Source organism: Sphingobacterium hungaricum, assembly GCF_015210005.1.
In the GTDB taxonomy this organism is placed as follows: domain Bacteria; phylum Bacteroidota; class Bacteroidia; order Sphingobacteriales; family Sphingobacteriaceae; genus Sphingobacterium; species Sphingobacterium hungaricum.
In genome coordinates this window covers 338,897-350,486 of the sequence record NZ_MU158698.1, presented here as the reverse complement: position 1 = coordinate 350,486, position 11,590 = coordinate 338,897, and the positions used below count along the sequence as shown (strand labels likewise).

Below are 11,590 nucleotides of genomic sequence, written 5' to 3'. Positions count from 1 at the left end.
TAATTAATTTTGTAAAAATATATTCGTTAAAGAAAATTTGAACGAGTTATAAGCAAATTATTATACGATAAACAATAGACAAATCAATTCACAGAAAATTATTAGGGAGGCTGTTTTCCTTTAGTAATCTCATTGTTCGAAACCTATTTTTTAAGTATATCACTTATAAATAATAGGGACTTATATGATGGATAATAGACAACCACTAAAAACGAATAAAAGTAAAAATCATGAATGGAAAAAAATTATTAGAGTATATCGCTCCCAAAATAGAAGTATTCTATCTAGAGATGGAGGAGGGGATAGCTACAGGATCGGGTGCTAAGATTACTATTGAAGGAACTGATGCAAATTACCCAGACGTTGAAGACTGGAAAGAAAGTAGTAACCCTGGTACCCAACAAACTTATTTTTAAATCATTGTGCTATAATATGAAAATTAAACATCATCACCGAATATATGTAACTATGTTGAATCGAGTTAAAGAAAGCTTTAGCTTCAATATTGTTTTGCCTGTTCTATTTATATCGATTTTACTTGTAAGTTGTAAAAATGAAATAAATGTCAATCCTGCAGACACAGGTACAAAATTAGCTATAACTATTGATGGGATTGAAGAACAGATTGATGGATCTCTTGATAAGAATGCAAGTACATCTATCCGTTCTAATCTAAGTCCGGTTACAGAGAATGTAAAGCCGACTATTGTTGATTTTGGTGACTTTTATGCTGAAGTTTCCATGGGAAAAGATCATGGAGCCAATTCTAACGGTTCTACAGCGTCTAAATTAAGCGCTGTGGGCGTAGGAAATTTAAATAACATCAATCCTGTCGCTACAAAGAGTCCTTTAGTAAAAGACGTGAAATATCGAGTGATACTGTATCCTGACGCAACTGGAACTTCTGCAGCTATTTCCTCTACAATAGGAGTAGCCGGCTCGCCATTAAGTATTCCTGTCGAAAAGGGCAAGAGTTATTACTGGATAGCCTATTCATTTAATGATAACAATGAACCTCAAGAGCCAACTAATGGAAAAATTGCTTCCGATCAACGGGACTTGATTCACGCTGCCGGTTTTACGGGTGTTATTCCTGGCGTTGAAGGAGATGGCCAGGATGTTACTGTTCCCGTGAAGATAACTTTTGCGCACAAGCTTCACCGGATTACAATTGAGATCAATGCTTCTACGTATCCAGGAACATTTACGGCTTTAAGTGGGAGATTAGGTTCAGCTAATTATTTTAGAGGGGGCGCATTAGACTTGAAGACTGGAGGATTTGCTTCTGCTCCAAGTACTCTTTCAACAACGACAATAGATTTCAAAGAAATTAATGCGTCGGTTAGAAGGGCATATTATTATACAGCTCCGGCAACATCTATTCCTAGTATGGATGTTAATATTATAGGTCTCGCTATTAATACTACGGCAGGCTTGACAGGATTTACGAACAGAACCTTTACATTTACGCCAGTCCAAACTAGCGAAGGGTATAATTATACAGCCAAGATCGAATTAAAACCTAAAATAGATATTAAAAAGCTTAAAATACTGGAAGTTGGAGTATATGCTTATTATAAAATATTCTCGGAAGCAGAGTCTAAGAAAGCCGTAGGTGTAAGAACTGGACATGCAAATTCGGGTTTATATGCGGCCATGTTTAATCAAAATAATTTTGGCCCTAACGGCAAAGTCATAACGACTAGCTACGATGATTGGAGTGTGACAAGTAGGGATGTAGGTTCAGGTGGTTTAGATGATCTAAATTCAGCGGGTTATAAACTTCTCTTAGTTAGCTATGATTACCGTCCAACGACTAGTGATGTGACGGCTATTAGAGGATTTGTTGCTGCTGGAGGTCGAGTTTTGTATTATGGTGAAAACTTGGAAGATAGTCCGGGAGAAAAGTCGCTAGTGAGTTTTTATTCGGGTTCCGATACCCATTCAACTGGAAGCAAAAGTAACGGTATTCTTTCGAATGGTGGAGCAAATGATGTGTATTGGAGATTGGGTAACGCAACAAATAATACAATTTTAAATGGCTCATTCGGTATTGGAGCTAATCAAAATATCTATGATGATGCTAATGCTGGGCATTCATTATTAAATGCTAATCTTTCTATGATTGATGTGTTAGGAAGAGATGCAGACTTTACAGATAATATTGTTTTTTTCAAATCAAAAACGAGCAATTTTTATTGGCTTTCCGATGGAGGATTTACAGTGTATAACCCAGGTTGGACGCAAGCATCTCAATCGGTAGGAAACACCTCGTATCCATTTTTACTCGATGCGAACAAAAGGCCAATAATAAGTTCTTTTGGAAATAGTGTTTGGGCAAGTACCAAAGTCGCGAATTCGGTAATTATGATGAATTTGATCGAAAAATGGTTAAAAGAAGTTCAATAACTTAACAAATAATGAAATTAGTAAGACCCGCTCAAGCGGGTTTTGCTATTTATAGTGGACCATCATTGATATACAATATATTGGCAGAATAGAATAAGCTAATAAATTTATATATAGATTTTGTACCTATGCTATTTATTGGATCATGCCAGTAACCTATAACGAACTTAGTAAGTTCTAAATCTAACTTGAAAGTTCTAACTTTAGACTTGAAAGTTAGAAATTTGATATAAAACTTTTGCATTTCTATTTTTTTAAATAATCTTTTAGTCATTAAACTTGCCATTCGGGTGCAGCATTATTGACGATATCTATAGGAATTCGAAGGAAAGATTTTCTTTTGATTTATAAAAATTTAGTTATCGGTTTAATGCGGGAATTTTCCATCAATTTAGTTTTTTTATAAGTTGTTTTAATTGTTTAGCCATGATAAAAAAGCTATTGTAACAGCGAAATTTAAATACATCGATAACAGGTTTTAGTTTCAATTATCAAACCGTATTTTTAGGTTAATTATAGCATTTTTGTTTTTTTAATTGCTGATAGTCATTTGCTTTTATATTAAATTCAGCTGATTTTTTCATACATTTTGTCTTAAATTAATTTTATTAAAAGATGTATTTTACATTATCTATACACTTGTTTAAATTTATAGTAATCCTTATATAAGGAGAAATTGTAAACTATATAACCATGTATTACTTGGTAACTTATTATGGAGATCTTACGGATGCGGAATTCATTCTCAAGATCAAAGAAATTATTCAAAAAATGACTGGAAATGACACGTTCAAAGACTTATCTGAACAGGTCGCAAAAATTAAATCAATGAATGACATTCTCGAGAATCTGATCGTAGTTGCATTTTCAGGAACAAGGCAAGACCGTACTAATCGAGATACGTAAATGAGTGCTGTGGTTGGGGAGGTGTCCAATTTGGGAGTCAAAGTTAAGGGGATTTGCAAAGGTGTTCTCGAGCTTATGCTGTCTTCGGGATTTACGGTGACGGAGAAAAAGCCAATTAATCACTTGGATGATCCTGAGAATTTTACCGTGAAAAACACAACAAAAGAAGGGGTTGTAGCTGTAAATTGCGATAAATTGGTTGGTGCAACAAATTATATGTTAGAGGTTGTTTATAAAACTGTTGTGACTGATCCTTATAAACTTAAAGTGACATTCAACTCAACGCGCTGCAGATTTGAGGTGTCTGGTCTTGTAGAAGGAGCAGAAGCTAGCTTTCAATTGATTGCAACAGGATCTAAATTTAAAATTTCAAGCACGCAACCCATTATTAAAGTTATTAAAAGGAACGATTAATGCGCTCAAAATGGTATAATTTTAAAACGATGCTATTCAAGCTCAATAATCATTGAATTGGTTTATTTTTTTCGTCCATTTTTATCAAGCCTCTTTTATATAATAAATGAGGTTTTTCTTTGTTCTTTTTTCAAAAAAAATCTATAGAATAAAACGATCTTCAAATTTGTCTTTTTTGTAGAATATTTAAGATTGCTCAACAAAAAGTCGCTCTATTTTATGTAAAATTCTAGTTTTTAATCAATTGGAGTAGTTTGTTGTTGAATTTTTATGTACCTTGCATATTATCAACATAAAACCTTAACCATCTATTTACAAGCTAATTAATTAACTATGAAAAATTTATTATTAACACTTCTCATCTTGGTAATGGCAGCTCATTATGCGGTCGCACAGTCTGCTTATGGCAATCGCTTTAGTGGCGATGGATCATTCAGTAATTGGTTTATTGGCGCTGGAGCTGGACCACAGGTGTTTTTCGGTGACCACGATAAAAAATTAGATTTCGGAAAGCGGATTACAGCGGGTTATGAGTTCTATGTAGGAAATTGGTTTACACCAGATATTGGAGCTCGTATAGGCTTTAACGGCTATAAAATCAATGGATTGACACAAAATGGGGCCCACTCTACAGGTGAGGCCTATGATGCGGCTAACGAGTTAAGTAGGCAAAAAATTAACTACTTCTACGCGCATGCTGACGTAATGTTTAATATTATGAACTACTTTTACAGCTATGATGTGGATCGGATTTATTCCTTTATCCCTTATGTCGGAGTTGGTTTGATGTCTGCTGTGCAGGAACCAACATCCAATAAAATAAGCTTTAACCTTGGATTCTTCAATTCGTTTAAACTTACCAGGAAGTTAGACTTTACCATCGATATACGTGGCAATATTGTAGGAGATGGTTTTGATGGCGAGTTGGGCGGCCGTAAATCGGAAGGATTGTTAGTCACGGCTGCTGGGCTAAAATACGCTTTTTAATTTTTAACGAATAACCCGTAATTTTTGATCATTAATATCGAATAGTAAATAGATGCTATCGATATTTACAAACCTTTTATTTTAAGCTTTACCTTAAATAATCACGAAATATCCAATATACTTGGTTACTAGCAAGCACAATTAAATTTTTGGCATATGTTAATTGAGTTTTGTGAAATGCGTTTTCAATACCTTCATTTTCTGATTTCTATCAGCTAAATTGGAAATAATGCTTTAACAAAATAAGTTGGGCAATAGATTGATTTAAGTTTTGAATTTAGCATAAATTGCGCTAATGCTAGATAGAAGCCGATTTTATCGAGTTATATTTGTAATAGATGAACTACAAATAAAATTAATAGGTTAAAATAATTACAGGATACTTAAAATATTATCGTATTTTTGCTGAGTGATTTTGATTACAACAAGGTGATTATTAAATCATTATTAACAACTAAGTGTAATTATTAATTTGAAATTTTATTTTATAAAATGAGAAGCCTACTAAAAATTTTCATAGCCTTATCTATTATTGTTGGTCAAGCAAATGCTCAATCGGCTTACAGATTTAAATTTAACGACGGTCCCTTTAGCAATTGGTTTATTGGAGCTGGAGTTGGACCTCAAGTTTATTTCGGTGATCATGACCGACAGGCTGATTTGCAAGATCGTATATCGACTGGGTATCAGTTATATGTAGGAAACTGGTTTACTCCTGATATTGGTGCTCGTATTAGTGCTGATGGTTATAAAGTTAAAGGATTGACGCAAGCGCTTGCGGGGCATGATGTGCACAGTACTGGAGAGTTGTATGATGCGCAGGATCAGTTGTACAAGCAAGAATTTAACTATTATAAAGTTCATGCCGACGTAATGTTTAACATCATGAATTACTTTTACAGTTATCAAGCGGATCGTTTTTATTCATTTATCCCATACGCTGGAATCGGAGTAATGTCTGTTGTAGACGAACCAAAGGCAACTCGTTTGAGCTTTAATTTGGGAGCTTCGAATGATTTTAGAATCAATGATAACTTTAATATTGTTATCGATGTCCGTGGTAATCTTGTAGGCGATGGAATGGATGGAGAATACGGTGGCAGAAAATTCGAAGGGATGTTCAATTCAACTATCGGACTTAAATACACATTTAATTAATCCCTCTATCTGGTATTGATTATCAATTAGGTAATAAGAATATAAAATTGTAAAAAGGATAATAATCTCTGGATTACTATCCTTTTTACGTTTAATTCACCCATCTTGAGTGTTATACTATGGACGAATACCTTGCGTTCATACATGTATTAAATCTCAGTGTAGATAAACTTTCTTCTGATTTTCTTTGGATTGACGATTTTCTGCTTGACCATTAAGCTGTTTAATCTTGTTAATCGGTTTTTATATTTAATGATTTTCATTAGTTCCAGAGTAGAAATTCCTAATGCACGAGCAAGATCTTGGATATAAAGTTTTTTATCTTGCCGTACTCTAGCTTTATTCTTGAACTCATGCAACAAGACATAGGCGGAAGATATGCCGACTTCAAACCATTCCATAACGAGTCTATAAGTAATCTGTATTCTATCGTTTTTCATAGCAAATTGTATTCTTTATATACACAAAAAATAAACTCGAACTTTTGGTAGATGTAGGCGAGAAGATCGCCATTTATCTGTTTAGTATAAAATTACAAATGGAAGTTTAAATCTACAACGTTTTTAGACTGATTTTTTTGATAAGCTACAAATATATTCTGTTGATATACTGTTGGTTTAGTTTTATTAAGTATAACTTAAATAGCTGTTAGTTTGTTCCATAAATCATGATCGCAATTTTTTTTCAACCTGAATTTCTTCATTACATTGTCGACGTTTTATTACAAAATTGGTTTTACCCAGAGTTGAAATAAATCTTGGTCTGCATTTTGCTATATATTATAAAATTGTGAACTATTGTTATTTTATACCAACCCTGAGTTACTTTAATTTTTTTGAAATGATTCCTTAGAAAAAAAGTAAAACCTGATCATTTATAAAATAAGTTACCAATATATAATTTAACGAAATACGCTAAATAATTGAACTGGATGAAAAAATTAATTAATCTATTTATCTCTTTGTTTTCGGAGCCTGGATTTAATAAAGAATGGGTCGAAGATAAGGAGAGCGGATACTTTAAGGACGGAAATATAGTAGGGGCATGGCAATCCGTATCTTATGTAGATATCTCAAAAAACGGAAAAGCAGCTGAGAAAAAATATACGACAGATATTTATCAATTTGTAGAAGATGGGAGTTTGCATTTCGCGAAACTGAGAGATGATGGCGTTTCTCCTAATTATGTACGCTGGTATGATAAATACCGATTTACCAATGGATTTTTAAAATTTAAATTAGCTTCGAATTGGTATTTTGAAGGTTCTCCTGAGGCTGAGTTTTTATTTAAGGGAGATAATGAAGCGAAAATGACGGTAAGGGTCAGCGATGAGTATTTTCAAGAAGTAAAACTTGTGCGAGTACAAGTCAATCTGCATAAAACGTATTCGAATTAAATAGCTCTTCCGAAAAGCAACCATTAGGAAAAGCAACTAAACAAATAAGGCAACAAATAGATCGTTTGTTGCCTTATTTGTTTAATGAAGATTATTAGTCCGTTATACCGAAATTAACAAAGGCATTCCGAATCCGGGAGTAGCCGGCGGAACTAGTTTGCCTTTCTCCAATTTATAGCCTGATAAATCAACATCATCCGACGTGCTGGATACACCTTCGATCGTAATGGTATTTCCTAGACCTCCAGTCAGATGCGCAGTGTAATGTGTTTTAAGCAACGAACCCCATGCATGTGGCGATGCTTGTGCGCCTAGCATTTTTAATTCAGGCATTAGTTTCCTCCAATTGGTAAATCCTAAACCTTCTATATCCGTTAAATGAATATCAATCAATTTTCGTTCAATTAATTTTTTTAGAAAATCTTGATCTGGGTCTGCTTCTCCATCTGCCAATAACGTCTTAATTCCTTCACTTTTTAACCAGCCACCAAGTTTTTCGTAATCGACAATTGTTTCGTGGAAGGGTTCTTCGATCCAGAATAAGTTAACTCCCGAAATCCCTTTCATGTAGACAATGAACTCTTCTACAGAGAATCCATTGTTTCCATCGACTAACACATCACAATCAGGAAATGCTTGCGCAACCTTTTTTGTAACGTCAATGTCTCGTTGCATGCCTTCTTTAAAAGACATCCAGCGATTTCCTCTTCCGATTTTAAGTTTAAATTGCCTATAGCCCATCTCATAATCAAATCGGCATTCTTCTAGAATTTTATCAATGCCGCTCGGATTCTGAGCAGGCTCTAAATCATCAAAATAAATCATGCCACTGTAACAATCGACAATTTCAGGTGTTTCTTTTCCCAACAGCGCGTAAACTGGTTTATTTAGGATAACGCCTGCAAGATCATGTAAGGCCATATCATACGGAATATGCCTGTTATTGATGGTTCCGACGGATACCTGAAATACGTCAGACACTTTTTTTCCTATTAAATCTTTCGCTACTTCTTCAGCTTCTCTTCGTGATCCCCTCAATGATGCCCAACCTTTTGCTCCCTTATCAGTTTGGATGACGCAGATTTCTACCCGAGGGCCATAGCCATGTAAATCAAGACGGGCATTTTTACCCACTAAGCGAGGATATTGAAGTCGTACATTTGAAAATTTAATGGATTGAATGGTATGGTAGCCCAATTCTTTATCGTCCAAAGTAGGTACATAGAGCCTGTCCAGGGGCATTCCATATAATTTCGTGTCTAAAAGTGCAGCAGATGCAATACCAACATTTAATGCTTGTAAAAAGTTTCTTCTTTTCATACAATGGTTCTTAAGGTTGACTCTATTGACTGGTCAAAGAGATCAAAATTTGTTTATAAAATGGGTTCTAAAACTTAAATATATATAAAAAAGGATAAAGGTTTATAGCTTGACACTGAATATTAAGCATTACTAAAACGTTTAATCAATACAATATATCATGAAGCTAACTGTGTGAAACAAAAAAATGGGAGCCTCTAAAACGGAGACTCCCAAATGTATTCGCAATTAAAACCTATTTTAACGGGCTTTTACAAAAGTCCATTTTTCTGTAAATGATGCTCTGTCGGCACCACTTTGAACCATAAAATAGTTAACTTCTAAGGTTTTAGAACCATCTGCTCCAAATGTAAATTTATTGATACCTGTCGGATCCAACCGGGCTGCACACATTTGAATTTGTGTAGCATAGGTTGAAAGCATTCATATATTTTTTATCAAAGCAAAATTTGATAGTGATCTATTTGTGTCTTTCGAACTATTTTGCGACAGACTTAGTAAAGAAAGTCAACTAAAAAAATGCGGAAATAATCGTTGACATTATTTCCGCATTTTGAGTTTTTTAATAGATCAAAGGACTATGGGTTAGTCGACCAAAGCCCAATCTCTTTGACGAATGCGCGCTGCGGCAACTTAAGATTAGCAACAATTAGGTAAGCTAAATCTTCTGGCTGTAATACTTTCTCGGCATTCCCGTCTGTGAAATTAGCGTTCAAGGTCATTTCTGTAGCAATGGTACTTGGATTGACGGTCGTCACACGGATATTTGATTTACGTACTTCTTGCATCAAGCTTTCCGTAAAATTGATGACCGCTGCTTTAGAAGCACCGTAAGCGCCCATTTTGTTCGCGCCTTTCAATCCAGACGTTGATGCGATGTTAATGATATCGCCTTTTCCTTGATTTAATAAATGTGGCAACACTTCGCGAGTAACGTAATACGTTCCAAAAACATTTATTTTAAACACGCTTTCCCATTCTTCGATGGATAGATCCAAGATTCCACCCATTTTAAGAATTCCTGCATTATTGATTAAAATATCAATGCTTTGCAAGTCTTCTGATAGCGTTTTTATGGCTGTTTGTACTTGCTGATAATCGCTTACATCAGCTGTTGCATAAGAAATCTTAAGTTCTGGATACAAAGAGATTATTTCGGAAGATAGATTTTCTAAATCCGACTTTGTTCTTGCTACCAAACCTAATTGAACTCCTTCGGCAGCTAAAGCCAAAGCCATGGCCTTGCCCAATCCTTTGCCGGCACCCGTAATTATTGCTGTTTTTCCTTTTAATGATTGCATGCTGAAATTTATTTGAGTTCAAAATTCATCATATTTATAACATATCGCAAGCCGAAAGCTTTTAAAAAATCGAATTTGACATTCAGAACAAACTAATCTTCTTGTTACTAGTTTTATCCATGATTTTGGTCATTCCACGATTCATTTTTTTAGAATGGTGTAGCTCAAAATTGGGTGTATTCCAATTTGCTATGTCGCTGTAAGTTATTTACATTTGTAGAACACAGAAACCTTTATAGATTAAACAAGGATGATTATAGCAGTTGATTTTGATGGAACCATTGTTGAACATAAATATCCTCAAATTGGAAAACCAATACCTTTCGCTCTAGATACATTAAAAAAACTGCAAGAAGATGGACACCGATTGATTTTGTGGACGGTTAGGGAAGGAGAATTGCTAGAGGAAGCTATAAAATACTGTGCTAAATTTGGGATTGTTTTTTTTGCCCACAATGCTAATTTTCCTGAAGAATCTAGAGAAAAAGCTGCTCGAAAATTGACTGCTGATTTATTTATCGATGATCGAAATGTCGGTGGATTGCCAGATTGGGGCGTGGTCTATCAAGCTGTGCGAGCTAGGCGCAAGGGTGTGGATCTGTTTAGAGACTTTAAACTTAATGATCTTGAAGTCCAACAAGAAACTAAAAAAGGTTGGCGTAAATTTTTCTAAACCTATGATGAAAATTCGATTAGTTCTACTAAACCTGTTTATTTTTTGTGTATTGTTTTCCTGTCAAAATGATAAAAAACAATCTGCCTCTACAAATCAAGAAGCGAATACCGCAAAGGCCTTTACTTTACCCACAATTCCTGAAAATCTGACAAATGAGGAGGATAAGAAAGCATATTTGCTAACACATTATTGGGATAATTTTGATTTCCAGGATACGCTGACACTGAATAATCCAGATATTACCGAACAAGAACTTGTCAATTTTATTAACTTGTTAAATCAAGTTCCTTTTGATGTTGCGTCAACAAGCATTACAAATTTATTGACAAAGTCAGAAGCGAATGAAACCTCATTTTTTTATTTTAAAACCCAGTTGGAGAGGTATTTGTTTGATCCAAACTCACCGATGCGGAATGAATTGTTTTATGAGCCTGTTTTACAGTTTTATACGCAATCTTCTCTATTAGACGAAACTGAAAAAATCAAACAAGGAGTGATTTTAGAAATGGTTCGCAAAAATAGACCAGGCTCAAAAGCCACAAATTTTTCATACACACTGCCTTCTGGGAAAAAGGAAACCTTGTGGAACTCATCCTCAGTTCCTACTTTGCTATTTTTCTACGAACCAGGCTGTTCGAGCTGTGAACGTTCAATTGCGGAAATGAATAATTTGGGACTTTTGAATGATTTGATCAAACAAAATAAATTAAAGATCCTTGCAGTATATGCTCTGGGAGACCAAAGCATTTGGAAAGATTATCAATCGTCTATTCCTTCGAACTGGGTTAATGCGTTCAATGATAACGCATCAATCTTGAATAAGGATTTGTACGATTTAAAAGCCTCACCAACGATTTATATTTTAGATCAAGATAAAAACATTGTTCTAAAGGATGTTTATTTGGATGAGATAATTGATTATCTTAACAGCAACTTAATATAATATTTAGACAAAATTTTGAAAAAATAGCTAAATTTGAATATTGAGAATTATTTTTTCTTCGAAAGGTTGAAGCAATATCT

The 11,590-nt window shown here is 34.5% G+C and carries 13 protein-coding genes; 9 read left to right on the top strand and 4 right to left on the bottom strand.

Annotated elements, in window-relative coordinates; translation table 11 throughout:
• Window positions 1-230: 230 nt before the first annotated feature.
• From C4F49_RS04630 to C4F49_RS04605, 6 genes are all read left to right on the top strand, one after another.
• A complete protein-coding gene (locus C4F49_RS04630; RefSeq protein ID WP_196934714.1) occupies window positions 231-416 on the top strand; it encodes a hypothetical protein in 186 nt (61 codons plus the stop codon).
• Between the two features lie 16 nt (window positions 417-432).
• The gene (locus tag C4F49_RS04625; protein WP_196934713.1) at window positions 433-2,409 is read left to right on the top strand and encodes a hypothetical protein; all 1,977 of its coding nucleotides are present in this window, start codon (window positions 433-435) and stop codon (window positions 2,407-2,409) included.
• Between the two features lie 693 nt (window positions 2,410-3,102).
• Window positions 3,103-3,315, top strand: coding sequence for a hypothetical protein (locus C4F49_RS04620; RefSeq protein ID WP_196934712.1), 213 nt, complete (start codon window positions 3,103-3,105; stop codon window positions 3,313-3,315).
• On the top strand, window positions 3,316-3,729 hold the full coding sequence (locus tag C4F49_RS04615; RefSeq protein WP_196934711.1) for a hypothetical protein: 414 nt from the start codon (window positions 3,316-3,318) through the stop codon (window positions 3,727-3,729).
• Between the two features lie 333 nt (window positions 3,730-4,062).
• A complete protein-coding gene (locus C4F49_RS04610) occupies window positions 4,063-4,716 on the top strand; it encodes a hypothetical protein (RefSeq protein WP_196934710.1) in 654 nt (217 codons plus the stop codon).
• Window positions 4,717-5,208: 492 nt separating this feature from the next.
• Window positions 5,209-5,874, top strand: a complete 666-nt coding sequence (locus C4F49_RS04605; RefSeq protein ID WP_196934709.1) for a hypothetical protein — start codon at window positions 5,209-5,211, stop codon at window positions 5,872-5,874.
• A gap of 149 nt (window positions 5,875-6,023) precedes the next feature.
• Here C4F49_RS04605 and C4F49_RS04600 read toward each other — a convergent pair whose 3' ends face one another.
• On the bottom strand, window positions 6,024-6,314 hold the full coding sequence (locus C4F49_RS04600) for a hypothetical protein (protein WP_196934708.1): 291 nt from the start codon (window positions 6,312-6,314) through the stop codon (window positions 6,024-6,026).
• Between the two features lie 491 nt (window positions 6,315-6,805).
• Between C4F49_RS04600 and C4F49_RS04595 the strand changes: the two genes are divergently transcribed.
• Window positions 6,806-7,270, top strand: coding sequence for a hypothetical protein (locus tag C4F49_RS04595; protein WP_196934707.1), 465 nt, complete (start codon window positions 6,806-6,808; stop codon window positions 7,268-7,270).
• Window positions 7,271-7,372: 102 nt separating this feature from the next.
• Here C4F49_RS04595 and C4F49_RS04590 read toward each other — a convergent pair whose 3' ends face one another.
• The 3 genes from C4F49_RS04590 to C4F49_RS04580 all read right to left on the bottom strand — a co-directional run bounded on the left by C4F49_RS04590 (window position 7,373) and on the right by C4F49_RS04580 (window position 9,891).
• Window positions 7,373-8,590, bottom strand: coding sequence for an enolase C-terminal domain-like protein (locus tag C4F49_RS04590; protein WP_196934706.1), 1,218 nt, complete (start codon window positions 8,588-8,590; stop codon window positions 7,373-7,375).
• A gap of 240 nt (window positions 8,591-8,830) precedes the next feature.
• On the bottom strand, window positions 8,831-9,013 hold the full coding sequence (locus tag C4F49_RS04585; RefSeq protein ID WP_196934705.1) for a hypothetical protein: 183 nt from the start codon (window positions 9,011-9,013) through the stop codon (window positions 8,831-8,833).
• 155 nt (window positions 9,014-9,168) lie between these two features.
• Entirely contained in the window at window positions 9,169-9,891 is a 723-nt protein-coding gene (locus C4F49_RS04580) for a 3-ketoacyl-ACP reductase (RefSeq protein ID WP_196934704.1), read from the bottom strand.
• Window positions 9,892-10,141: 250 nt separating this feature from the next.
• Here C4F49_RS04580 and C4F49_RS04575 point away from each other — a divergent pair, with 250 nt between their 5' ends.
• The gene (locus C4F49_RS04575; protein ID WP_196934703.1) at window positions 10,142-10,564 is read left to right on the top strand and encodes a BT0820 family HAD-type phosphatase; all 423 of its coding nucleotides are present in this window, start codon (window positions 10,142-10,144) and stop codon (window positions 10,562-10,564) included.
• A 4-nt stretch (window positions 10,565-10,568) separates the two neighbouring features.
• Window positions 10,569-11,510 carry a DUF5106 domain-containing protein gene (locus tag C4F49_RS04570; RefSeq protein WP_196934702.1) on the top strand — a complete coding sequence of 314 codons (942 nt, stop codon included), beginning with the start codon at window positions 10,569-10,571 and terminating at the stop codon, window positions 11,508-11,510.
• Window positions 11,511-11,590 lie beyond the last annotated feature (80 nt).

Bases quoted from the DNA above. Each gene is read 5' to 3' on its own strand.
- C4F49_RS04630 (WP_196934714.1), top strand. From the start codon at position 231: ATGAATGGAAAAAAATTATTAGAGTATATCGCTCCCAAAATAGAAGTA.
- C4F49_RS04625 (WP_196934713.1), top strand. From the start codon at position 433: ATGAAAATTAAACATCATCACCGAATATATGTAACTATGTTGAATCGA.
- C4F49_RS04620 (WP_196934712.1), top strand. From the start codon at position 3,103: ATGTATTACTTGGTAACTTATTATGGAGATCTTACGGATGCGGAATTC.
- C4F49_RS04615 (WP_196934711.1), top strand. From the start codon at position 3,316: ATGAGTGCTGTGGTTGGGGAGGTGTCCAATTTGGGAGTCAAAGTTAAG.
- C4F49_RS04610 (WP_196934710.1), top strand. From the start codon at position 4,063: ATGAAAAATTTATTATTAACACTTCTCATCTTGGTAATGGCAGCTCAT.
- C4F49_RS04605 (WP_196934709.1), top strand. From the start codon at position 5,209: ATGAGAAGCCTACTAAAAATTTTCATAGCCTTATCTATTATTGTTGGT.
- C4F49_RS04600 (WP_196934708.1), bottom strand. From the start codon at position 6,314: ATGAAAAACGATAGAATACAGATTACTTATAGACTCGTTATGGAATGG.
- C4F49_RS04595 (WP_196934707.1), top strand. From the start codon at position 6,806: ATGAAAAAATTAATTAATCTATTTATCTCTTTGTTTTCGGAGCCTGGA.
- C4F49_RS04590 (WP_196934706.1), bottom strand. From the start codon at position 8,590: ATGAAAAGAAGAAACTTTTTACAAGCATTAAATGTTGGTATTGCATCT.
- C4F49_RS04585 (WP_196934705.1), bottom strand. From the start codon at position 9,013: ATGCTTTCAACCTATGCTACACAAATTCAAATGTGTGCAGCCCGGTTG.
- C4F49_RS04580 (WP_196934704.1), bottom strand. From the start codon at position 9,891: ATGCAATCATTAAAAGGAAAAACAGCAATAATTACGGGTGCCGGCAAA.
- C4F49_RS04575 (WP_196934703.1), top strand. From the start codon at position 10,142: ATGATTATAGCAGTTGATTTTGATGGAACCATTGTTGAACATAAATAT.
- C4F49_RS04570 (WP_196934702.1), top strand. From the start codon at position 10,569: ATGATGAAAATTCGATTAGTTCTACTAAACCTGTTTATTTTTTGTGTA.